This window comes from Laedolimicola sp. (assembly GCF_051972735.1).
GTDB classification, from domain to species: domain Bacteria; phylum Bacillota; class Clostridia; order Lachnospirales; family Lachnospiraceae; genus Laedolimicola; species Laedolimicola intestinihominis.
Genome location: NZ_JBOKYU010000001.1, coordinates 123,655 through 146,621, shown reverse-complemented (window position 1 = coordinate 146,621; position 22,967 = coordinate 123,655). Strand labels below are relative to the sequence as shown.

Annotated in this window: 23 protein-coding genes; all 23 read left to right on the top strand. The window is 48.3% G+C overall.

Features of this window, described 5'->3' with window-relative positions:
* Positions 1-6 precede the first annotated feature (6 nt).
* The 23 genes from ACTRC3_RS00660 (at position 7) to cyaB (ending at position 22,917) form a co-directional block, all read left to right on the top strand.
* Entirely contained in the window at positions 7-3,489 is a 3,483-nt protein-coding gene (locus tag ACTRC3_RS00660) for a DNA polymerase III subunit alpha (protein ID WP_440320789.1), read from the top strand.
* An 83-nt stretch (positions 3,490-3,572) separates the two neighbouring features.
* A complete protein-coding gene (gene pfkA, locus ACTRC3_RS00655; protein ID WP_178037974.1) occupies positions 3,573-4,553 on the top strand; it encodes a 6-phosphofructokinase in 981 nt (326 codons plus the stop codon).
* 14 nt (positions 4,554-4,567) lie between these two features.
* Positions 4,568-5,353: a TrmH family RNA methyltransferase gene (locus ACTRC3_RS00650; RefSeq protein ID WP_440320787.1), complete on the top strand. Its 786-nt coding sequence runs from the start codon at positions 4,568-4,570 to the stop codon at positions 5,351-5,353.
* Between the two features lie 418 nt (positions 5,354-5,771).
* Positions 5,772-6,791: a cell wall hydrolase gene (locus ACTRC3_RS00645; protein ID WP_349164375.1), complete on the top strand. Its 1,020-nt coding sequence runs from the start codon at positions 5,772-5,774 to the stop codon at positions 6,789-6,791.
* Positions 6,792-6,969: 178 nt separating this feature from the next.
* The gene (locus ACTRC3_RS00640; protein WP_440320785.1) at positions 6,970-7,410 is read left to right on the top strand and encodes an NfeD family protein; all 441 of its coding nucleotides are present in this window, start codon (positions 6,970-6,972) and stop codon (positions 7,408-7,410) included.
* Between the two features lie 56 nt (positions 7,411-7,466).
* Complete coding sequence (locus ACTRC3_RS00635; RefSeq protein WP_435391121.1) at positions 7,467-8,348, top strand: SPFH domain-containing protein; 882 nt, start codon at positions 7,467-7,469, stop codon at positions 8,346-8,348.
* Positions 8,349-8,497: 149 nt separating this feature from the next.
* Positions 8,498-9,487 carry an ornithine carbamoyltransferase gene (gene argF, locus ACTRC3_RS00630; RefSeq protein WP_178037979.1) on the top strand — a complete coding sequence of 330 codons (990 nt, stop codon included), beginning with the start codon at positions 8,498-8,500 and terminating at the stop codon, positions 9,485-9,487.
* Between the two features lie 2 nt (positions 9,488-9,489).
* The gene (locus tag ACTRC3_RS00625; protein ID WP_178037980.1) at positions 9,490-9,774 is read left to right on the top strand and encodes a hypothetical protein; all 285 of its coding nucleotides are present in this window, start codon (positions 9,490-9,492) and stop codon (positions 9,772-9,774) included.
* Complete coding sequence (locus ACTRC3_RS00620) at positions 9,774-10,754, top strand: biotin--[acetyl-CoA-carboxylase] ligase (RefSeq protein WP_440320821.1); 981 nt, start codon at positions 9,774-9,776, stop codon at positions 10,752-10,754. Before ACTRC3_RS00625 ends, ACTRC3_RS00620 begins: the two co-directional genes overlap by 1 nt.
* Positions 10,755-10,767: 13 nt before the next feature.
* Positions 10,768-11,106, top strand: a complete 339-nt coding sequence (locus ACTRC3_RS00615) for a DUF6145 family protein (protein WP_440320783.1) — start codon at positions 10,768-10,770, stop codon at positions 11,104-11,106.
* Positions 11,099-11,890, top strand: a complete 792-nt coding sequence (locus tag ACTRC3_RS00610) for a prolipoprotein diacylglyceryl transferase (protein ID WP_440320781.1) — start codon at positions 11,099-11,101, stop codon at positions 11,888-11,890. Before ACTRC3_RS00615 ends, ACTRC3_RS00610 begins: the two co-directional genes overlap by 8 nt.
* Entirely contained in the window at positions 11,883-12,155 is a 273-nt protein-coding gene (locus tag ACTRC3_RS00605) for a hypothetical protein (RefSeq protein ID WP_440320779.1), read from the top strand. The genes ACTRC3_RS00610 and ACTRC3_RS00605 overlap by 8 nt, the downstream gene beginning before the upstream one ends.
* Positions 12,156-12,205: 50 nt before the next feature.
* Positions 12,206-13,165, top strand: a complete 960-nt coding sequence (gene dusB / locus ACTRC3_RS00600; protein ID WP_440320777.1) for a tRNA dihydrouridine synthase DusB — start codon at positions 12,206-12,208, stop codon at positions 13,163-13,165.
* Positions 13,166-13,359: 194 nt separating this feature from the next.
* Complete coding sequence (greA, locus tag ACTRC3_RS00595) at positions 13,360-13,842, top strand: transcription elongation factor GreA (protein WP_158362491.1); 483 nt, start codon at positions 13,360-13,362, stop codon at positions 13,840-13,842.
* A 24-nt stretch (positions 13,843-13,866) separates the two neighbouring features.
* Complete coding sequence (gene lysS / locus ACTRC3_RS00590; protein ID WP_440320774.1) at positions 13,867-15,828, top strand: lysine--tRNA ligase; 1,962 nt, start codon at positions 13,867-13,869, stop codon at positions 15,826-15,828.
* Between the two features lie 304 nt (positions 15,829-16,132).
* Complete coding sequence (locus ACTRC3_RS00585; protein ID WP_440320772.1) at positions 16,133-16,453, top strand: helix-turn-helix domain-containing protein; 321 nt, start codon at positions 16,133-16,135, stop codon at positions 16,451-16,453.
* 2 nt (positions 16,454-16,455) lie between these two features.
* Complete coding sequence (locus tag ACTRC3_RS00580) at positions 16,456-17,574, top strand: AAA family ATPase (protein ID WP_440320770.1); 1,119 nt, start codon at positions 16,456-16,458, stop codon at positions 17,572-17,574.
* On the top strand, positions 17,571-18,299 hold the full coding sequence (locus tag ACTRC3_RS00575; protein WP_440320768.1) for a DUF3226 domain-containing protein: 729 nt from the start codon (positions 17,571-17,573) through the stop codon (positions 18,297-18,299). The genes ACTRC3_RS00580 and ACTRC3_RS00575 overlap by 4 nt, the downstream gene beginning before the upstream one ends.
* 156 nt (positions 18,300-18,455) lie before the next feature.
* Entirely contained in the window at positions 18,456-19,070 is a 615-nt protein-coding gene (locus tag ACTRC3_RS00570; protein WP_440320766.1) for a class I SAM-dependent methyltransferase, read from the top strand.
* Positions 19,040-21,541 carry a DEAD/DEAH box helicase family protein gene (locus ACTRC3_RS00565; RefSeq protein ID WP_440320764.1) on the top strand — a complete coding sequence of 834 codons (2,502 nt, stop codon included), beginning with the start codon at positions 19,040-19,042 and terminating at the stop codon, positions 21,539-21,541. The genes ACTRC3_RS00570 and ACTRC3_RS00565 overlap by 31 nt, the downstream gene beginning before the upstream one ends.
* A complete protein-coding gene (locus ACTRC3_RS00560) occupies positions 21,542-21,928 on the top strand; it encodes a DUF1810 domain-containing protein (RefSeq protein ID WP_440320762.1) in 387 nt (128 codons plus the stop codon).
* 32 nt (positions 21,929-21,960) lie between these two features.
* A complete protein-coding gene (locus ACTRC3_RS00555) occupies positions 21,961-22,251 on the top strand; it encodes a DUF1016 N-terminal domain-containing protein (protein ID WP_440320760.1) in 291 nt (96 codons plus the stop codon).
* Positions 22,252-22,350: 99 nt separating this feature from the next.
* The gene (cyaB, locus tag ACTRC3_RS00550) at positions 22,351-22,917 is read left to right on the top strand and encodes a class IV adenylate cyclase (RefSeq protein ID WP_349164753.1); all 567 of its coding nucleotides are present in this window, start codon (positions 22,351-22,353) and stop codon (positions 22,915-22,917) included.
* Positions 22,918-22,967 lie beyond the last annotated feature (50 nt).

Sequence of the window (22,967 nt, the reverse complement as noted above, 5' to 3'; positions counted from 1 at the left end):
GACTCCATGTCATTTGTACATTTACACACCCATACAGAATACAGCCTTCTGGACGGCTCCAATAAAATAAAAGAATACGTGGCCCAGGTGAAGAAGCTGGGCATGACTGCCGCAGCTATTACCGACCACGGAGCCATGTTCGGCGTCATCGACTTCTATCGGGCGGCCCGGGCGGAGGGGATCAAGCCCATCCTGGGCTGCGAGGTCTACGTAGCTCCCAACTCCCGGTTCGACAAGGAGACCACCGGCGGCGACGACCGCTATTATCATCTGGTGCTGCTGGCCGAGAACAACCAGGGCTACGCCAACCTGATGAAAATCGTGTCCCGGGGTTACGTGGAAGGCTTCTATTATAAGCCCCGTGTGGACATGGAGGTACTGCAGGAATTCCACGAGGGAATCATCGCCCTGTCTGCCTGCCTGGCAGGCGAAGTACCCCGGTACATCCAGAAGGGACTCTACGACGAGGCAAAAAAATCCGCATTAAAGTATGAAGCAGTTTTCGGAAAAGGAAATTATTTTCTGGAGTTGCAGGATCACGGCATTCCTGAGCAGAAGACGGTCAATCAGGCGTTGCTTCGCATGAGCCGGGAGCTGGATATTCCGTTGGTAGCCACCAACGACTGCCACTATACCTATGCCAGGGACGTGAAGCCCCACGACATTCTGCTCTGTATCCAGACCGGCAAAAAGCTGGCGGACGAGGATCGTATGCGCTACGAGGGCGGCCAGTATTATGTGAAGTCTCCCGAGGAGATGGATGCTCTGTTTCCTTATGCGAAGGATGCATTGGAGAATACGGGTAAAATCGCCGAGCGCTGCAATGTGGAAATCGAGTTCGGCGTCACCAAGCTGCCGAAATACGATGTGCCCGAGGGCTACACTTCCTGGGAATACCTGAACAAGCTGTGCTTCGACGGCCTGTCAGAGCGCTATCCCAATGACGACGGCACCATGCGCGACCGTCTGACCTACGAGCTTGGCGTCATTCAGAAGATGGGCTATGTAGATTATTTCCTGATCGTCTGGGACTTCATCCATTATGCCAGAGAGCACGGCATAGCGGTAGGCCCGGGGCGGGGATCCGCAGCCGGAAGCATCGTTTCCTATACCATGGGAATCACCAACATCGACCCCATGCGCTATCAGCTGCTGTTCGAGCGTTTTCTGAATCCGGAGCGTGTGTCCATGCCTGATATCGACGTGGATTTCTGCTTTGAGCGTCGTCAGGAGGTCATCGACTATGTGGTCCGCAAATACGGCAAGGACCGGGTAGTACAGATCGTAACCTTTGGTACCATGGCGGCCCGGGGCGTCATCCGGGACGTGGGCCGTGTTATGGATCTGCCGTACAATTTTGTGGATTCCATCGCGAAAATGGTGCCCCAGGAGCTGAATATCACTCTGGAAAAAGCCCTGAAAATGAATCCGGAGCTTCGGAAGAGCTACGAAAATGACCCGCAGGTGCAGGAGCTCATCGACATGTCCATGCGTCTGGAGGGACTTCCGAGACACACATCCATGCACGCGGCGGGCGTCGTTATCAGCCAGAAATCCGTGGACGAATATGTACCCCTGTCCCGGGCCTCCGACGGTTCCATCACCACTCAGTTTGTCATGACTACCCTGGAAGAGCTGGGCCTTCTGAAAATGGATTTTCTGGGCCTGCGTACCCTGACGGTCATTCAGGACGCGGCCCGTATGGCGTCCGAGCGAACCGGACAGACGATAGACATTGATAAAATAGATTATGACGACCCGGCGGTTTACGCTTCCCTTGGAACCGGTAAGACCGACGGCGTGTTCCAGCTGGAAAGCAGCGGCATGAAGGGATTCATGAAGGAACTGAAGCCAAAGAGCATGGAGGACGTCATTGCCGGAATTTCCCTGTACCGTCCGGGACCCATGGACTTCATTCCCCAGTACATCAAGGGTAAGGATCACCCGGAGAGCATCACCTACGACTGCCCTCAGTTGGAGGAGATCTTAAAGCCCACGTACGGCTGCATTGTCTACCAAGAGCAGGTTATGCAGATCGTACAGAAGCTGGCAGGTTATACCCTGGGACGAAGCGACCTGGTACGTCGTGCCATGTCCAAGAAAAAGGCTTCCGTCATGGAGAAGGAACGGCAGAATTTCGTCTTTGGAAATCCGGAGGAGGGCGTGCCGGGCTGTATCGCAAACGGCATTCCAGAGCAGACAGCCCAGAAGATTTATGATGAAATGATTGATTTTGCCAAGTATGCCTTCAACAAGTCCCACGCGGCAGCTTATGCGGTGGTGGCCTATCAGACGGCCTGGCTGAAATATTATTATCCGGTGGAATTCATGGCGGCATTGATGACCTCTGTCATTGATAACTCGGGAAAGGTATCCGAATACATCCTGACCTGCCGCCAGATGGGCATCGATATTCTGCCCCCGGATATCAACGAGGGGGAGGCCCGTTTTTCCGTGTCCGACGGCGCGATCCGTTTTGCGCTATGCGCGATCAAGAGCATTGGCCGTCCGGTGGTGGAATCCATCATTGAGGAGCGGAAGCTTGGCGGACGTTTTAAGAGCCTGACAGATTTCATTGAGCGCATGGGCGGCAAGGATGTGAATAAGCGTGTAGTGGAGAACCTGATTAAGGCGGGCGCTTTAGACAGCCTCGGCGGCAACCGGCAGCAGTTTATGATAGCCTACGCAGGGATCATGGATGGCGTGGCCCAGAGCCAGAAGAACATGATGACCGGCCAGCTTTCCCTTTTTGACCTGGTGGGCGAGGAGGAAAAGGAGAGCTTCCAGGCCAAACTGCCCGATGTGGACGAGTACCCCAAGGAGCTCATGCTTTCCTTTGAAAAAGAGGTGCTGGGCGTCTATGTCAGCGGCCATCCGCTGGAGGAATATATGGATCGCTGGAAGAAGAACATTACAGCGGTGACCACGGATTTTGCCCTGGATGAGGAGAGCGGAGCTGCGAAGGTGCATGACGGGGAATCCGTCGTCATCGGCGGCATGATTACCGGCAAAACCATCAAATACACCAAGAACAATAAGGTCATGGCCTTCCTGCAGATCGAGGATCTGCTGGGTACGGTGGAAGTAGTCGTATTTCCGAATGTGTATGAGCGAAGCGGCGAGGTACTGCAGGAGGATGCGAAGATCTTCATCAGCGGCCATGCGGACGTGGGCGACGACCGGGCGGGTAAGCTTATCTGCGACCGGATCATTCCTTTTGACGCAGGCAGAAAAGAGCTGTGGATTCAGTTCCCAAATCAGGCGTCCTGTCTGGAACGGGAGCAGGAGCTGCTGACGATGCTTGCCGACAGCGACGGAAAAGATCCGGTGGTGCTTTACGCGGCGGAAGAGAAGAGCGTGAAGCGTCTTCCTGCAGGACGAAATGTAAACGCAGATCCGGAGTTGATTGGAAAATTGGAAAAAAGTTTCGGTAAAGGAAATGTAAAAGTTGTAGAGAAACGTATTGAAAATATAAGGCGGATGAAGTAAAATCACATTCAAGGATGTTATAAAATGATTGGCAGTAACAGTCCAGGAGATGAGAACCCGGACGGACGCGAGGAGGAATCATTATGGCAAAAGAGATTAAAACCATCGGAGTACTGACAAGCGGCGGCGATGCGCCGGGTATGAACGCGGCAGTCCGCGCTGTAGTACGTAAAGCACTGGTAAACGGCAAACAGGTAAAAGGAATTCTCAAAGGCTATACCGGACTTCTGGACGAAGAGATTATAGATATGTCCGCAAATGATGTATCCAACACCATTGAGCGCGGCGGTACAATGCTGTTCACTTCCCGCTGTAAGGAATTCATGACCGAGGAAGGCCAGAAGCGCGGCGCGGAGATCTGCCGGAAGCACGGCATCGACGGCATCGTAGTCATCGGCGGAGACGGTTCCTTCCGTGGAGCCCAGAAGCTGGCGGCCTTAGGCATCAATACCATCGGCGTACCGGGCACCATCGACCTGGATATCTCCTGTACCGAGTACACCATCGGCTTCGATACAGCAGTGAATACAGCCATGGAAGCCATTGATAAGGTACGTGATACCTCTACATCCCATGAGCGCTGCAGCATCATCGAGGTTATGGGACGTAACGCAGGCTATATCGCCCTGTGGTGCGGCATCGCCAACGGCGCTGAGGATATTCTGCTTCCGGAGAATTACGACTACGACGAGCAGAAGATCATCAACAACATTATCGCCAACCGGAAGCGCGGCAAAAAGCATCACATCATTGTAAATGCCGAGGGCGTCGGACATTCCACCAGTATGGCCCGCCGCATTGAAGCGGCCACCGGCATCGAGACCAGAGCCACCATTCTGGGTCACATGCAGCGAGGCGGAAGCCCCACCTGCAAAGATCGTGTTTACGCATCCATGATGGGAGCCATGGCAGCAGACCTGCTCTGCGAGGGCAAGACCAACCGCGTAGTAGGGTACCAGCACGGACGTTTCCAGGATTTCGATATCGACGAGGCGCTTGCCATGGTAAAGGGCATCGATCCGTACCAGTATCAGGTGGCAAAAGACCTGTCCAAGCACTGTTAGGAGATATTAACTATATGATAACAAGTACGGCGAACCAGCAGGTAAAACTGCTGGTTCAGTTGAATAAAAAAAGAAAACTCCGGGACGAGCGGGGTGTATTCCTTGTAGAGGGCCCGAAAATGTTCCGGGAGGCTCCAAGGGAGCGGCTTGAGAAAGCCTATTTTTCAGAAAGCTTCTATGAAAAGCATAGAGAAGCGCTTACCAGACGGATTCAGGCGGAAAAGCTGGATTATGAGATTCTGGACGACCATGTATTCAAGACCGTCAGCGATACCCAGACGCCCCAGGGCGTGCTCTGTATCGTGCGGCAGCAGGAAAGCTCGCTTGATGCATTTTTGAAGGCGGAAAAGCCGTTGTTACTGCTCCTTGAGAACCTGCAGGATCCCGGCAATCTGGGAACAATTCTCAGGACGGCAGAGGGCGCGGGCGTGACCGGCGTGATCTTAAGCAAGGGCTGCGTGGATCTGTATAATCCGAAGACGATCCGGTCTACGATGGGTTCCGTATATCGGGTTCCGACCTTGTATACAGAAGATCTGTGCCAGACAGTGAAAGTATTGAAAAAGCACGGGATCTGCTCCTACGCAGCGCACCTGAAGGGTGCGAACTTCTACGACCAGGAGAACTACCAGAGCGGTACCGCCTTCCTCATCGGAAATGAAGGAAACGGCCTGACGGATGAATTGACCGAACAGGCAGACGCCCTGATTCGAATCCCCATGGAGGGCCAGCTGGAGTCCCTGAACGCAGGTGTGGCGTCGGCCATCCTTATGTACGAAGCCTATCGTCAGAGACGATAAATAGAAAACCAGAAGGTTCGGGCAGCCGGGGCGGCAAAAACTTTCCTAAGCGAATCCCTAGTTTGGGATGAGTCTGGAAAATTTTTGCCGCCCCGGCTGCCCGAACCTTCGTCCGTCCTATTTCAAAAGCTTCGCCTTCACCGTCGTATATTCCTATACAAAACAATATAACATATGCTAATTCGGAAAAATGGGTGACACTTGAATGACTGCACGCAATTTCATTCTTTTGGATGAGGGGAATCATAGTCGGTTTTCAGTTAGAATTGGCTAAATTATTGACAAATACGGTTTGCTCTGCTACAATACCTCTCGTAACAGAAATGTAACATTTGTAATAATAATTGTAATATGTGACATAAAAATGTTAAATATCAACAGCTCGCATCATTGCAATTAAGACTTACAGGAGGTTTTTATGAACGCAATCAGCAAAAAGATACCTCTGTTTTTGGCATTAGTTTTCGTCTGGGTTCTGGGCTGCGGCTTTGATAACCTGGAGGTTGAGACATCAGCAGGTATCGAGTCCGTTATGGCGGATCTGACAAGCGAAGATTTTGAAGCACTGCAGATAGAGGATGAGTGGGGAGAAAAGGTTCTCGCCAATGTAGAGGATTATGTGACGGTCCGTCAGGAGCCAAATGCGGATTCCAAGGCCATTGGCCGGATGTTTAAGGGTGACGGCGGCATGATCATCGAGCAGACAGAGGACGGCTGGACAAAAGTGAAGTCCGGTAACGTGGAAGGCTATGTGAGCAATGAATACCTGCATTTCGGCCAGGATGCCTACGAGGCATCCCAGGAGGCTGCCACACTGACAGCGACTTCCCTGACCGGCGGACTTCGGATTCGTTCCGAGGCAAGCACGGAAGCGAAGATTCTGAAAAACGTGGAAGAGGGCGCGAAGCTTACGGTTATCGAGCAGCAGGACGAATGGGTACAGGTGCAGTACGCGGAGGATAAGACAGGTTTCGTTTCCGCAGAGTTTGTGGATGTGAATTATGAGTTGGGCGAAGCCATGACCATGGAAGAGATCGAGAAGAAAGAGGCTGAGGAGAAGCGGGAGAAGCTGAAGCAGCAGCTCACTGCCATGCAGGCCAATGGCGACGAGGTTACCCTTCTGGCAGCCCTGATTCAGGCGGAGGCCGGCAATCAGCCCTATGAAGGCCAGGTAGCCGTAGGCGCGGTGGTCATGAACCGTGTGCGCAGCGGCCGCTACAGCAGTATTCTGGCAGCTATTTACGCGCCGGGTCAGTTTGGCGTGGTCAGCAACGGAAGCATAGGAAGATACTTAAGCAATCCGAAGGCCAGCTGTCGTCAGGCGGCGCAGGAAGCTATCAACGGTTACACCACGGTGGGAAGCTTTACGCATTTCAAGAACGCGGCTTCTCCGGTCAGCGGCGATCATATTGTGATCGGAAATCACGTATTCTACTAAAGGATAAGAAAAATCAGGCAGGGGCTGCCGCGGGAAACGCGGCGGCCCCTTTCAGAATTCTTAATAATAATTTTTCTTGTGCAAAAGGGGAAACTATAGTATGATAAGCAATAGGTAAACCCCGCAGGAAAGCAGTTTTCGGGGTTACAAATCGCAACAGAAAGGGGAGTGCGAAGCGATGGATGCCATGTATTGGCTGATATTACTGATTGTACTGGTTGTGATTGAGATTATTACGCTGGGCCTGACCACCATCTGGTTTGCCGGAGGGGCGCTGGCAGCGTTTGTTCTCGCAATGCTGGACGTCCCGCCTGTGATCCAGTGGGCAGTGTTCTGCGTGGTGTCTCTGGTGCTGCTGTTCGGAACCAGACCCTGGGCGCTCCGGTTTTTCAACAGCCAGAAACAGGAGAAGACCAATGTGGACAGCCTGATTGGAAAAACCGCTGTGGTAACAGCTGAAATTCACAATCTGGAAGGGCGTGGAGAGGTTCTTGTAAATGGCCTGACCTGGACGGCGCGGACAGAAAATGATTCCGAAGTCATTTCCGGGGATGTCCCTGTGGAAATCATAGCCGTAGAGGGCGTGAAGCTGATTGTGAGAAAGAAGAAGGAGGGCTGATTATGCCAAATTTTGTAGGAACTATTTTAGTACTGGTACTTGTATTATTTATTCTGATGATTATTGCTTCCTGCATCAAGATTGTTCCCCAGGCGCAGGCGCTGGTTATCGAACGTCTGGGCGCGTACATGGGAACCTGGGGTGTGGGAATTCATTTCAAGGCGCCGTTCATTGACCGTGTGGCGAAGCGCGTGACCTTAAAGGAGCAGGTAGTAGACTTTGCTCCCCAGCCTGTTATCACCAAGGATAACGTAACCATGCGAATCGATACAGTTGTATTTTTCCAGATTACCGATCCGAAGCTGTTCGCCTACGGCGTGGAGAATCCGATTATGGCTATCGAAAATCTGACAGCGACTACCCTTCGTAATATCATCGGAGACCTGGAGCTGGATCAGACTCTGACGTCCCGCGAGGTTATCAATACCAAGATGCGCGCGTCTCTGGACATCGCCACAGACCCCTGGGGCATCAAGGTAAACAGAGTAGAGCTTAAGAACATCATCCCGCCGGCTGCTATCCAGGACGCTATGGAGAAGCAGATGAAGGCAGAGCGAGAGCGCCGTGAGGCGATCCTTCGCGCTGAAGGTGAGAAAAAGTCTACGATTCTGGTAGCGGAAGGACAGAAGGAATCCGCGATCCTGGATGCAGAGGCAGAGAAGCAGGCAGCCATCCTTCGGGCAGAGGCGAAGAAGGAAGCGACCATCCGTGAGGCGGAAGGTCAGGCGCAGGCTATCCTGAAAGTACAGCAGGCGAACGCGGACGGCCTGAAGATGCTCAAAGAGGCATCTGCAGACAGCGCGGTACTGCAGCTGAAGAGCCTGGAGGCATTTGCCAAGGCGGCAGACGGCCAGGCTACCAAGATTATCATCCCGTCCGATATTCAGGGACTGGCCGGTATGGTGAAGGCTGTGGCAGAGGTAGCAAAGGAAAACTGATTTTTACGAAGAATAAAAGGCTGCGGTCCGAATATTTTGGGCCAGCAGCCTGATTGTTACTGTTCACTTTGTTCACAGGAACCTCTCGGAATAGTGAATGTGAACAGTAAAATAAGTATGAATTCAGACGTTGGTGGAGGACAAAAGAAATGGATTTAAAGGGACGCGATTTTCTGACATTGAAGGATTTTACTCCGGAGGAGATTGAGTATCTGGTGGATTTGGCGGCCAGCCTGAAGACCCGCAAGAAGGCCGGTATTGTAGAGCGCGATATGCGCGGCAAAAACGTGGCGCTGATTTTCGAGAAGACCAGCACCCGTACCCGCTGTGCCTTTGAAGTGGCGGCTCACGATATGGGCATGGGAACCACCTATCTGGATCCGTCAGGTTCTCAGATTGGCAAGAAAGAAAGCATCGCGGATACCGCGCGGGTCTTAAGCCGCATGTTTGACGGCATCGAGTACCGCGGTTTCGGACAGGAGATCGTAGAGGAGCTGGCGAAATACTCTGACGTACCGGTATGGAACGGCCTGACCAACGAATATCATCCCACACAGATGCTGGCAACCCTGTTGACAGTCAAGGAGCATCTGGGCCATCTGAAGGGCGTAAAGCTGGTATATATGGGAGATGCCCGCTACAATATGGGCAATTCCCTGATGATCGCCTGTGCAAAGATGGGTATGCACTTTACCGCCTGCGCGCCGAAGAATTATTTCCCGAATGCGGAGCTTGTAGCTTACTGTGAAGGCGTGGCAAAAGAGACCGGAGCGACCATTACCCTGACCGAGGACGTTATGAGCGGTACAAAGGGCGCCGACGTCATTTATACCGATGTATGGGTATCCATGGGAGAGCCCGACGAGGTATGGGAGAGCCGCATCCGCGAGCTGATGCCCTATCAGGTCAATAAAAAGGTCATGGACAATGCGGGAGCCCAGGCTATCTTCACTCATTGCCTGCCGGCGTTCCACGATTTGAAGACAAAGATTGGCAAGCAGATTCAGGAAAAATTCGGCATCACCGAGATGGAGTGTACCGACGAGGTATTCGAGTCCGCCCAGTCCGTAGTCTTTGACGAGGCGGAAAACCGTATGCACACCATCAAGGCGGTTATGGCAGCTACACTGGGGGCTTAAGCATGAAAAAAGCAAGCCATGTGAGCAGGGATCCTTATTATTACTGGAAAATGATTTCCATGGTCCTGGCCTGCGCGGTGCTGATTCTGGCTATCCTGATTTTATTTGGCAGTAAGGGGGGAATGCTGATTCCCCTCGCCTTTCTGTTGGGAGCAGTTATGTCGGCGGTGACGGGCATTATGGAACTGGCAAAAAATAAAAAGGTGACCGGCTACATCTGCTCGATTTTCGCGGGGCTGATGGCCGTGGCACTGATATTCAATATCATCTGGATGTGGTTTTTATGATAAAGGACGAGGTTTTGGCTGCACTTCGGGAGAGAGGCGGCTATGTATCCGGGCAGGAGTTGTGCGACCGGTTTTCCGTGTCCCGGACTGCCATCTGGAAGGCAGTCAGCAAATTAAAAGAAGAGGGCTATGAGATTGACAGTGTGCCGAATCGGGGGTACTGTCTTCTGACGTCGCCGGACGCCATGACCGAGGCGGAGATTCGCAGTTATCTCCATACGGAGAAGATGGGGAAGAGCCTGGTTTGCTTCGCAGATACGGATTCCACGAATATTCAGGCGAAGCTGCTGGCAGAGCAGAATGCGCCCGACGGGACATTGGTCTGCTCAGATCAGCAGACGAAGGGTCGGGGGCGCCGGGGACGTGCCTGGGATTCCCCGCCGGGAGAGGCCATCTATATGAGCCTTTTACTGCGACCGGATATCCATCCGGAGCATGCGTCCATGCTGACGCTGGTCATGGGTATGGCGGTGGCAGATGCCATCAATGAGCTGATGGGCGGCGAATCAGCCGGGATTAAATGGCCCAACGATGTGGTGCTGAAAGGCAAAAAGGTCTCCGGAACCCTGACGGAAATGAGTACGGAGATGGACTGCATCCATTATGTAGTCATCGGTACGGGCATCAATGTGAACACCCAGAAATTTCCAAAAGAACTGGATCAGGCGACGTCTCTGAGACTGGCAGCAGGCCATAATTTTCGGCGTGCGGAGCTGATCGCCCTTTGTATGAAATATTTTGAAAAATATTACGCGCTTTTTGAGCGGACGGAGGATCTGAGCCTTCTGATTGACGAATATAACCGGCTGCTGGTCAACCGGAACCGGGAAGTGCGGGTGCTGGAACCGGGCAATGAATATACGGGACTGGCTCTGGGCATAAACAGCCAGGGCGAACTTCTGGTGCGCCGGGAGAACGGCCGGGTGGATGAGATTTATGCCGGTGAGGTATCAGTGCGCGGCGTGTATGGGTATGTATAAAATGGGAGAAAATATGGAACAGGAAAATACAGTCCTCTGCGGAGCCAATTCCTACGAGGAAAAATACTTTTTTAACGAGCAGTTTGCAGCGTTGCCTGCGCCCATCAAGGACGAGCTGAAAATCATGTGCGTGCTCTTTGTAAACCAGGTAGGTGGCATCCTGCTTCTGGAATTCGCTCCGGACGGCACGCTGGTCTTCCGGGTATCCAGCCATGAGGACGATTTCTTCTTCGATGAGATCGGAAGCAGCCTGCAAATCAAGGAACTGCGGAGAGACAAGGAAGAGCTTCTGGCTTCTCTGGAAATGTTTTACCGCGTATTCTTTTTAAATGAGGAGACAGAACATGCATAATGAACTTTTGAAAATCGGACCGTTTACGGTGTATGGCTACGGCCTGATGATTGCCATCGGTATTTTCTCAGCCTACTGCCTGGCGGAATACCGGGCACGGAAAATAGGCCTTAACGATGAGAGGGTCTTCGGCATGACCATCTGGGCGGTCATCGGCGGAATTCTGGGCGGTAAGATTTTGTATTATATTACGATTTTACCTCAGATTTTCGCGGATCCGAGCCTTTTATACCGGGATTTGCTGGAGGGCTTTGTGATTTACGGCGCGCTCATCGGCGGCTTTATCGGCATCGTGCTTTACTGCCATATCTGGAAAATGAATCTGCTGTCGTATCTGGATCTGGCGCTGCCTTCCGTGGCACTGGCCCAGGGATTTGGCCGCATCGGATGCCTGCTGGCAGGCTGCTGCTACGGGCAGGAGACGGACAGCGCGTTCGCGATTACCTTCCACAATTCCGCTTACGCCCCCAACGGTGTGCCGTTGATCCCGACCCAGATTATTTCTAGCGGACTGGATTTCCTTCATTTTTTCATTTTACTTTACTTTGTAAAAAAATGGAAAAAACATGACGGGCAGGTGACGGGACTTTTCTTTATGCTTTACAGCGCCGGTCGTTTTGTGCTGGAGTATTTCCGGGGAGATCTGGAGAGGGGAAGCGTGGGCGTACTGTCCACGTCCCAGTTTATTGCCATATTTATGTTTGTGTTTGGAGCGGTCTTTTTCTTTGTCTTAAGCAAAAAGAAAGCGGCTGTGCCCACTGAGGTGAAAAAGCAGGATGAGTAAAAGTGAGAAGCGTGCCCAGACCTTCCTGTATATTGGTGTGCTGCTGGCACTGATTGCGGCGGACTGGCACTGGTATCTGGGTGAATTTGCAGGCGAGAGTTTTGTGACGGGACTGTCGTTTATGAAGGTAGTGTATGTGCTGTGGATAGGCGCTATTATCATTTGTCTGGCGGTCAGCGGCGTATTTTTCTGGAAGCTTCGGAAGCAGGAGGCGGCCTATACCCGCAAAAATAAGCGCAGGCATGAGAAAAAGCGCCGGGCGTAAGACAGAAGCCTGTCGGGCAGGATTTTATTTTATAAAAAGGAAATTTTTTCATGGGAAAGCTAAAGATAGGAAGCGTGGAGCTTCCGAATCCGGTGATACTGGCGCCGATGGCAGGGGTAAGTGACCTGCCTTTTCGTCTGTTATGCCGGGAACAGGGCGCGGGACTGGTGTGCATGGAAATGGTCAGCGCCAAGGCTATCGCCTATCACAATCGCAACACCGAGAGGCTGATGGAAATCAATGACCGGGAGCATCCGGTGTCCTTACAGCTTTTCGGCTCCGAGCCGGACCTGATGGCGGAGATTGCCGCGCAGATTGAGGACAAGCCCTTCGACATTCTGGACATCAATATGGGCTGTCCGGTGCCGAAAATCGTGGGTAACGGAGAGGGATCGGCTCTGATGAAAAACCCGAAGCTTATCGAGGAGATTATCACGAAGGTGTCCCGGGCGATCAAAAAGCCCCTGACCGTGAAATTCCGGAAGGGTTTCGACGACGATCATGTGAATGCGGTGGAGATTGCGAAGATCGCCGAGGCCAGCGGCGCGGCGGCGGTGGCGGTCCATGGCCGCACCCGGGAGCAATTCTACTCGGGAACGGCGGACTGGGAGATTATCCGGCAGGTGAAAGAGGCCGTATCCATTCCCGTTATCGGAAATGGGGATGTGGACAGCCCGGAGAAGGCAAAGGCACTGCTTGATAGCACCGGCTGCGACGGCGTCATGATTGGCCGGGCTGCCAGAGGCAATCCCTGGCTGTTTCATCGGGTGGCAGAGTATCTGGAGACCGGAAAGCTCCTGGACAAACCATCCGGGGAAGAGATCAAAGCCATGATGTTCCGCCACGCGCGGATGCAGGTAGCATGCAAGGGCGATTACACGGGCATCCGGGAGATGCGGAAACACATTTCCTGGTACACTACAGGACTGCCCGGTTCCGCAAAGCTCAGGGGAAAGATTAACAGCGTAGAGAGTCTTCAGGAAATGGAAGAGCTTTTACAGGAAATGTAAGGGAAAAGTTGCAAGGAAAAAGCCATAAGCAGCCACGGAAAGCGATTGACAATCAGCGCCTTTGAGTGTATAATATCGTGGATATTCTGAAGGTGGGTCAGTGCCGTTTGTCCCATTTTCCAGAGCATCGACAGGAATAAATGCGACAGAAAAAGATATAATGGAATAGATAAGAACCAGGAAGGATGTAAAAAATGAGCGAGAAGAAAAATTTGCTGACTTATGAGGGACTGAAAAAGCTGGAGGACGAGCTCCAGGATCTGAAGGTAGTGCAGAGAAAAGAGATCGCACAGAAGATCAAAGAGGCAAGAGAGCAGGGCGACCTGTCCGAGAACGCCGAGTACGACGCAGCCAAGGACGAGCAGCGTGACATCGAGGCCAGAATCGAGCAGATCGAGAAGATCCTGAAGAACGCAGAAGTCGTCGTAGAGGACGAGGTGGATCTGGACAAGATCAGCGTAGGCTGCGTGGTAAAGGTTCTGGATGTGGAATACGACGAGGAAGAGGAGTTCAAGCTGGTAGGTTCCTCTGAGGCAAACAGCCTGAACGGTAAGATTTCCAATGAGTCTCCGGTAGGAAAGGCTCTGATTGGCGCACGCGTAGGCGATACCATCAAGGTTGAGACACAGGCAGGAGAGATTGAATACAAGGTACTTGAGATCCAGAGATCCAAGTAATCGGCATACGAGAGGAGTACAGGAATGGGAGAACAGAAGAATCAGAACGGACAGGAGCAGGATATCAATCAGCTCTTAAAGGTACGCCGTGAGAAGCTGGCAGACCTGCAGGAGCGCGGAAAGGATCCGTTCCAGATTACAAAATTTGACGTGACACATCACAGCCAGGAGATCAAGGATGACTTTGAAGCTCTGGAGGGCAAGACCGTAACCATCGCCGGACGTATGATGTCCAAGCGTGTCATGGGTAAGGCTTCCTTCTGCAACGTGCAGGATCTGAAGGGCAATATCCAGTGCTACGTGGCCAGAGATAACGTGGGCGAGGAAGAGTATAAGGATTTCAAGAAATATGATATCGGTGATATCGTTGGCATCACCGGCGAAGTATTCCGCACTAAGACCGGCGAGATCTCCATCCATGTAAATGATGTGACACTGCTCAGCAAGAGTCTGCAGATTCTTCCGGAGAAGTTCCATGGACTGACCAATACCGACGTGCGTTATCGTCAGCGTTACACCGACCTGATCATGAACAGCGACGTGAAGGATACCTTTATCAAGCGTTCTAAGATTATCAGCAGTATCCGCCGCTATCTGGACGGTCAGGGCTTCATGGAGGTGGAGACTCCCCTTCTGGTAGCCAATGCAGGCGGCGCTGCAGCGCGTCCCTTTATCACACATTCCAACGCGCTGGACGAGGACTTCAAGCTTCGTATTTCCCTGGAGCTGTACCTGAAGCGTCTGATCGTGGGTGGTCTGGAGCGTGTATACGAGATTGGCCGTGTATTCCGTAATGAGGGTTGCGATACCCGTCACAATCCGGAGTTCACTTTGATGGAGCTCTATCAGGCATATACAGATTATCATGGCATGATGGATCTGACTGAGAACCTGTACCGTACCGTGGCTCAGGACGTGCTGGGAACCACAAAGATTGTATACAATGGCATTGAGATGGATCTGGGCAAGCCCTTTGAGCGGATTACCATGGTAGATGCTGTCAAGAAATATTCCGGCGTAGACTGGAACGAGATTCATACGCTGGAGGAGGCCCGCGCCGCAGCGAAGGAGCACAACGTAGAGTTCGAGGAGCGCCATAAGAAGGGCGATATCCTGAATCTGTTCTTCGAGGAGTTCGTAGAGGAGCATCTGCTTCAGCCGACCTTTGTCATGGATCATCCGATTGAGATCTCTCCGCTGACCAAGAAGAAGCCGGAGAATCCGGAGTATGTAGAACGTTTTGAGTTCTTCATGAACGGCTGGGAGATGGCCAACGCTTACTCCGAGCTGAATGACCCCATCGACCAGCGCGAGCGTTTTAAGGCTCAGGAAGAGCTGCTGGCACAGGGCGACGACGAAGCGAACACCACCGACGAGGACTTTCTGAACGCCCTGGAGATCGGTATGCCGCCCACAGGCGGAATCGGTTTCGGTATCGACCGTATGTGTATGCTGCTGACAGACTCCGCAGCTATCCGCGACGTGCTGCTGTTCCCGACAATGAAGACCCTGGGCGGAGCCGCATCCAAGTCCGCAGACGGTGAGACTTCAGAAGCAGCGCCCGCTGGCGACAACAATGGCTTCTTCACTCCGAACGAGAAGATCGACTTCTCTAACGTAAAGGTAGAGCCGCTGTTCGAGGAGCAGGTAGACTTCGACACCTTCAGCAAGTCTGATTTCCGTGCCGTTAAGGTAAAAGAGTGTATTGCAGTACCGAAGAGCAAGAAGCTTCTTCAGTTCACACTGGATGACGGAACAGGTACAGACCGTACAATCCTCAGCGGAATCCACGCTTACTATGAGCCGGAAGAGCTGGTTGGCAAGACTCTGATTGCGATCACCAACCTGCCGCCACGTAAGATGATGGGCATCGAGTCCTGCGGTATGCTGATTTCAGCAGTGAATAATCTGAAGAATTCTGAGAACGAAGAACTGCATCTGCTGATGGTGGATAATCATATTCCGGCGGGAGCGAAGCTGTACTAGGATAGAGATTCTGTAAAAGAATAGTGTAAAGAAAATAATGACAGTTGGTTGTATCAGTGAGGGGTGCAGCCAACTGTTTTTTTGTTTTTATAAATGAATATTAAAATAGATGTCTGGTTATAAAAAGTGGAAAGTTATGATTTATAATCTGTATATGTTATAGATAACAATAATCTTGTAAAAATAGAAAAAATATGTTATAAATAACATAAAAGAAAAAGAGTATTAAATATGTTTCCTGTGACATAATATGGAATATATAGGATAAAAAATGTCATACTTAACATAAACGGAGGTTTTGCTTATGGCAGCTCATGATATGGATTTAATTTTTGAACAGATAAATAATTTAAAGAAACCGATTATGCAAACGGAAGATGCACGTCCGGAAAAGGATGAATTACGTGAAGTACTCAATAGCGTATCAGACGAAATAAAAAGAGTCATGGATGAAAATGATTTTACGCAGGAGGATTTGTGCCGCATTACCAAGATGTCGCAGTCAAATATCAGCAAGATTCAGAATGGTAAGGTGGTTCCAAGGATAGAGACATTGCAGAAAATTGCGATGGCGACGCATACAAGGCTTGTCATAAGTTTTGAGAGTAGGGAAGAGGAGGAGTAAGGATGGCTGACATTAAACTAATCGAGATTTATCAATTCAGAGGAATCCGAAAATTAGTTGTTTCTGATTTTTCCAGAGTCAATCTTATTGTAGGTGACAACAACTGTGGAAAAACCACGTTTTTAGAGGCAATTCAATTGCTGTTCACCAACGCTCAGATGAGTTCGGTTAAAAATATCATAAAGCAGAGAACGGTATTGAATCCGAATGATACGAGCTTTTATGTATCTTTTATCAATATGTTCAATGTGAATCAGAAGGATGAGTTGCTCGACTTGGATATTTATGCTGAAAGTAATAAAGATGCCATTGAATTTGAAATAAAGGGTCATGAAAAGAAGGTATCCGGAGATGATGCACTTCAGATGTCGCTCGTGTCTGCGCGGCAAAAAATGGTGAAAGCATCCTCATTTCTGCCGGAAACAGCAAAGATATTTGAAGGAAGCATGATCAGCAAAAATAGTAAGAAAACAGTAGAAAGAGGAATTCGACTTACCTCACTGGATGGTACAATCCCTGGGCCAGTGGCTAAGAAGGAGGTTCAATATATTTCTTCCTTTGGACATTTAAGGTATGATCTTTTGAAAAATATCGTTGATAATGCGGAATATAAAAAACTGGCTATTAGCATTTTAAAACAGTTTGATGAATCGATCGTGGATATTTGCTATACAAAAACGGATGACGGGGCTTTTCTTGAATCAGTCATTACAGCAGATGGAGTTAATATGCCATTTTCTGTTTATGGTGATGGCATCAGGAAAATATTGTATATTTTGAATAAATTGTTTGACGCAACAGATTCGATACTTCTGATTGATGAGATTGAGACAGGATTGCATAAGAAGTATTATGACGAGCTGTTTCCAGTTGTTTTTGAGCTGGCTAAAAAGCTTAATGTTCAGTTATTTATTGCAACTCATAGTATGGAAGCAATTGACGCGATATTGGCTTATGGAAAATATGATGATGAAATGCAAGAGAATGATCCGATTAAGGTCATCACGCTAAAGAAAATAGACGCAAAGGATGGAAAGGGAAGTAATGTAGTTGCCAGAAATGTTACGGGTAAATATGTATATGATAATCGAAAAGCATTTGAATTCGAGGTACGCCTATGATGACAGAATTAATGCTTGTTGAAGGCGTATCAGATGTTCAGCTGATTAGTTACTACCTGCAAAATGTGTATGGATGGAAACATGAGAAAGATAATCGGCTTGGGATTAGCCCAATGGATGCCCATGATCATATAGAAAGTCTTTCTAAAGATGAGAATCAACTCGTTTTATGTGGAGTAGGAGGCAATGGGAGATTTACGCATTTTGTAGAAATACATCGTATAAATAACATGCTTGTAGAGAGCGATATTTCTTCTATCATGGTTGTAACGGATAGGGATGCGGATTCTATTTCCAAAATAGGAAGAACTATAAATAATTCTTTTGAGAATGTCACATTCAAAGCTGGAGAATGGAATAGCAATAATATAAAAGATTCTTTTGAACAGCCGAAAACGATAGATACATATCTTTTAATTGTACCTGCAGATAAAAAGGGAGCATTGGAAGATGTAATAATAGATGCGCTTAAAGATATTCCGGAAGAAAAAGAATTAATCCAGGAAGTAATCCTGTTTATCAATTCCTTAAAGGCCAAGCTTGTGCCGGATTTAAACCAAATGAATAAGGCCAATAAGGCTACGGTAGGAACCTTCTTCAGTGTAAGAAACCCCAAGCAGGCCATGCGATCCTTTGCTGCATTTGTTGCCACAATAGACTGGTCGAAATCAGAGTCCTTAAAGGAATTGTTTGGGGCGTTTGAGCGACTGGGGAGAAAACTATGATAGTAATTCGATAGTGAAAAATTGGAATTTCATAGAGAGTATTCATATTTATGGAGCCCTAGTCTTTTTGCAAAGTGTAAGATCCTTTTGCCCCTTATATAGAAATGAGATATAATGAAAATAACGTTCAACATACTTTAAAAGTGGAGAAATACCATGATTGTAAGCAATATAAAAATGGAAAAGAATCAAACTCTGGAATACTATAACAAAAATGCCGAAAAATTTGCAAAAGATACAAGGTCCGTAGAATTCACCGAAATGCAGGACAAATTTTTATCATTACTGCCATCGAATGGATATATCCTTGATTATGGCTGCGGTTCTGGAAGAGATACGAAGTATTTTCTGTCCAGAGGATTCAGGGTGGACGCTATCGATGGTTCAGTAGAATTGTGCAGGATTGCCAGTGAATATTCTGGCATAGAGGTGAAACAGATGATGTTCCAGGAACTGAATATAGAGAATCAGTATGATGGCATCTGGGCATGCTCCTCTATTCTTCATTTGCCTAAAAGTGAGCTTAAAACAGTGATAGAAAAAATGCGGACTGCTTTGAAAAAGAAGGGGTATATCTATACTTCTTTCAAATATGGAAATTATGAAGGAGAACGGAACGGGCGCTATTTTACAGATTTTACAGAAGCGGGCTTCAGAGAATTTGTAAGAGATATTTCAGAAGTGAAAATAGTAAAAGAGTGGATTACCGGGGATGCAAGACCGGGAAGAAGTGAAGAAAAATGGTTGAATTTAATTCTACAGAAGATCTGAAAATTGATTTAGAGCAATGTGACACGGATGTAATGACCGGCGATAGTGACAAAAGAATGCAGCTGTATTATCAGCTGATAAATAGTTTAAAGAAGGCGGAAAGCGTAGATATCATAGTCTCCTTCCTGATGGAATCAGGCGTGAAAATGTTACTGAGAGAATTGGAACGCGCCTTGGAGCGTGGAGCCAAAATCAGAATCCTCACAGGAAATTATCTGGGGATTACGCAGCCGTCCGCATTATATCTGATTAAAAGAAAGCTGGGAAATCAGGTCGATTTACGCTTTTATAATGACAGGAACCGCTCCTTTCATCCGAAGTCATATATTTTTCATTATGCAGATAATAGTGAGATATACATCGGCTCTTCTAACATTTCAAGGAGTGCGTTGACCTCCGGTATAGAGTGGAATTACCGATTCAGCAGTAAAAAAGATACGCTTAATTATGAAAAATTTTTTCGGACGTTTGAGGAACTATTTGAAAATCATTCGATTATTATTGATGAGGAAGAATTAAAACGATATTCAAAAAACTGGCATAAACCTGCAGTTTTCAAAGATTTGGACAGGTATGATATTTCAAGCGATGCAGACACAAAGGTTCGGATATTGTATGAACCGAGGGGAGCGCAGATAGAAGCTTTATGCGCTTTGGAGGACACAAGGGCAGAAGGCGCGAAAAGAGCTTTGGTACAGGCTGCAACGGGTGTGGGAAAAACATATCTGGCTGCGTTTGATTCTCGAAAATACGCGCGAGTTTTATTTGTTGCGCATAAAGAAGAAATTCTGAATCAGGCAGCGATTTCTTTCCGCAACGTTAGAAATTCAGATGATTATGGATTCTTTGATCAAAGAGAGAAGTGCATAAATAAATCGGTTATTTTTGCCTCAGTGGCGACCCTGGGAAAAGCAGAGTATTTGAGCGAACAGTATTTTGCCGCAGATTATTTTGATTATATTGTAATTGATGAATTTCATCACGCGGTTAATGAGCAGTACAGAAGAATTGTAGATTATTTTAAACCACAATTTCTGCTGGGACTGACAGCGACTCCGGAAAGAATGGATGGCAGAAATATTTATGAGCTTTGCGATTACAATGTACCTTATGAAATTTCGTTAAAAGACGCAATTAATAAGGGAATGCTGGTTCCGTTTCATTATTATGGCATTTATGATGATACGGATTATTCGGCTCTGCACATTGTCCGGGGTAAATACGATGAAAAGGAGTTAAATGAGACCTATATTGGAAATGTTCACAGACATGATTTGATTTATAGATATTACTGCAAGTACGGTTCTAGTCAGGCGCTGGGATTTTGCTGTTCCAAAGCACATGCGGAGGAAATGGCAGAGGAATTCAGTAAGAGAGGCATTCCATCTGTAGCAGTATACAGCAATGCGAATGGAACCTATTCGGAGGATCGGGGGAAAGCATTGGAGAAACTGAAAAATGGAGAAATTAAAGTAATTTTCTCTGTAGATATGTTTAATGAGGGGGTAGACATCACTTCCGTGGATATGGTAATGTTCCTGCGCCCGACAGAATCACCGACGGTCTTTTTGCAGCAGCTGGGAAGAGGACTGCGGAAAAGTAAAGGGAAAGAATATCTGAACGTTCTTGATTTTATAGGCAATTATGAGAAAGCCGGTCGCGTCAGATTTTTACTTGCAGGAGCAAATGAGACAGGTGAAAAGAATTATCGTGGCGCTGACAGAATACAGGTTCCAGATGATTGTTTGATTGATTTCGATATGAAATTGATTGACTTATTCTCGGAAATGGATAAAAAGAATCTTAGAATCCGAGAACAGATTCAGAAAGAATATTTCAGAATCAGAGACCTTCTCCAAAGAAGACCAACCAGAATGGATTTGATTACCTATATGGATGATGAGATTTATCAGATGGCAATTTCACATTCGAAGGATAATCCATTTAAACGGTATCTGGAATTTTTATGCACGTTAGACGATCTGGAGCCCGATGAAAAAGGATTGTATCAGGGAATCGGAAGAGAATTTATAAGTCTGATAGAGAATACGAATATGACAAGGGTTTATAAGATGCCGGTACTCATGGCATTTTATAATCACGGACATATTCGAATGGAAGTTTCAAATGAAGAGCTTTTGATAAGCTGGAAGGAATTCTTTTCAAAGGGTACGAATTGGAAGGATATTGATTCTGGCATGAGTTACGAAGAGTATTGTCAGATTTCTGATCAGGAGCATTTAAAGAAGATTTGGAATATGCCGATACACTATCTGCTAAAGTCAGGAAAGGGATTTTTGCTTAAAAAAGACAACGAAAATCTGATGTTGCGGGAAGAAATGCGAGAGATAATTAAAAATCCTGCTTTTGTGGAACAGATGGGAGACGCAATAGAATATAGGATGACGGATTATTATCGGCGGAGATATAAAGAAAAGTGTAATATAGATGAGCCTAAAATTATGGTATAGGTGAAAATTCGGCATTACGAAGAAGGAAAGGACGGATATAAACGGACGCACTGGATGTGGTATATTTTTCCACAGATAGCAGGCTTGGGAATGAGCCCTACTTCCCAGTTTTACGCTATCGCGAATCTGGAAGAGGCGAAAGCCTATTTAAAGGACCCGGTTCTCGGAGCGCATATGCTGAAATTATGCCAGGCATTGCTGGAACTGGAAAGCCAGGACGCGGCAGCGATATTCGGCTGGCCGGACGACATGAAGCTGAAATCCTGTATGACCCTGTTTGAACAGGCAGAACCGGAGCAGCCGATATTTGGGCGGATTCTGGATGAATTTTTTATGGGGGAAAGAGATCAAAAGACGATAGAGCTTTTGAAGAAAATGGAACGGTGAAATGCTCCGACTTTAATGGTCACGGGGGAAAGATGTTGCAGAGAGGTAGACTGCGAATAAATTCTAAAGAATTAACCAAGCGATATGGAAAAGGATATGATAGAAGTAATTTATACCATTGCCTAAAATTTTATAAGACTTTCCCTGAAATTGTCGACACAGCGTGTAGACAATCAGCCGCTTTACTTTCATGGTCACATTATAGAACTTTATTGCAAGTAAAAGACCCTGAAGCCCGCGCCTGGTACGAAAAAGAAGCCGCAGAACAAACGGGAGTGGAATTCACAATTTCATTTTTCGGTACTCTGATATATTGCGGATAATAGTGTATAATATGCGAAATTTCGCATTTAAAACTGTATTTCCAGGCAAGATATGAGTGTTGTAATAAAAGATATATATTAGAAAAAGGAAATAAAAAATTGGCAATCGAAGTAGAAATCAAACTGAAAATCCGGGACAGGCAGGCCCTGGCAGCGAAGCTGACCGAGTTGGGCTTCCGCCCCGGCAGGCTGCTGCGGGAGACGGACGTGTACTTCCGCGCAAAGCACCACGATTTTGCAGAGCGGGACGAGGCTCTGCGAGTGCGGGAGACGGAAGATCTGGAGACCGGGGAGAAGACGGCGCAGTTGAATTTCAAGGGGCCGAAGCTGGATGACGCCTCCATGACCAGGAGGGAAATGGAGACAAATGTTGGCGATGGCGGGACCGTCCGGGCGATTCTGGAGCAGATTGGCTTTACGCCAGTGATTCCGGTGGAAAAGGTACGGAACTATTTTCACCGGGGACGGCTGACGGCCTGTGTGGATCAGGTGACCGGGCTCGGGGAGTTTCTGGAGCTGGAGATTCTGACGGAATCCGAAGAAGGACGGAGCGCGGCACTCACCGAGATAGAAGAAGTATTGCGGCAGATCGGGCATTCTATGGAGGATACGACCCGGATTTCTTATCTGTCGCAGTTATGTTCTAAATTGGAAAATGAAATATAGTCAAATTGTCATTTTTATAAGAGCATAATGGGACAGAGAATTTATCCATA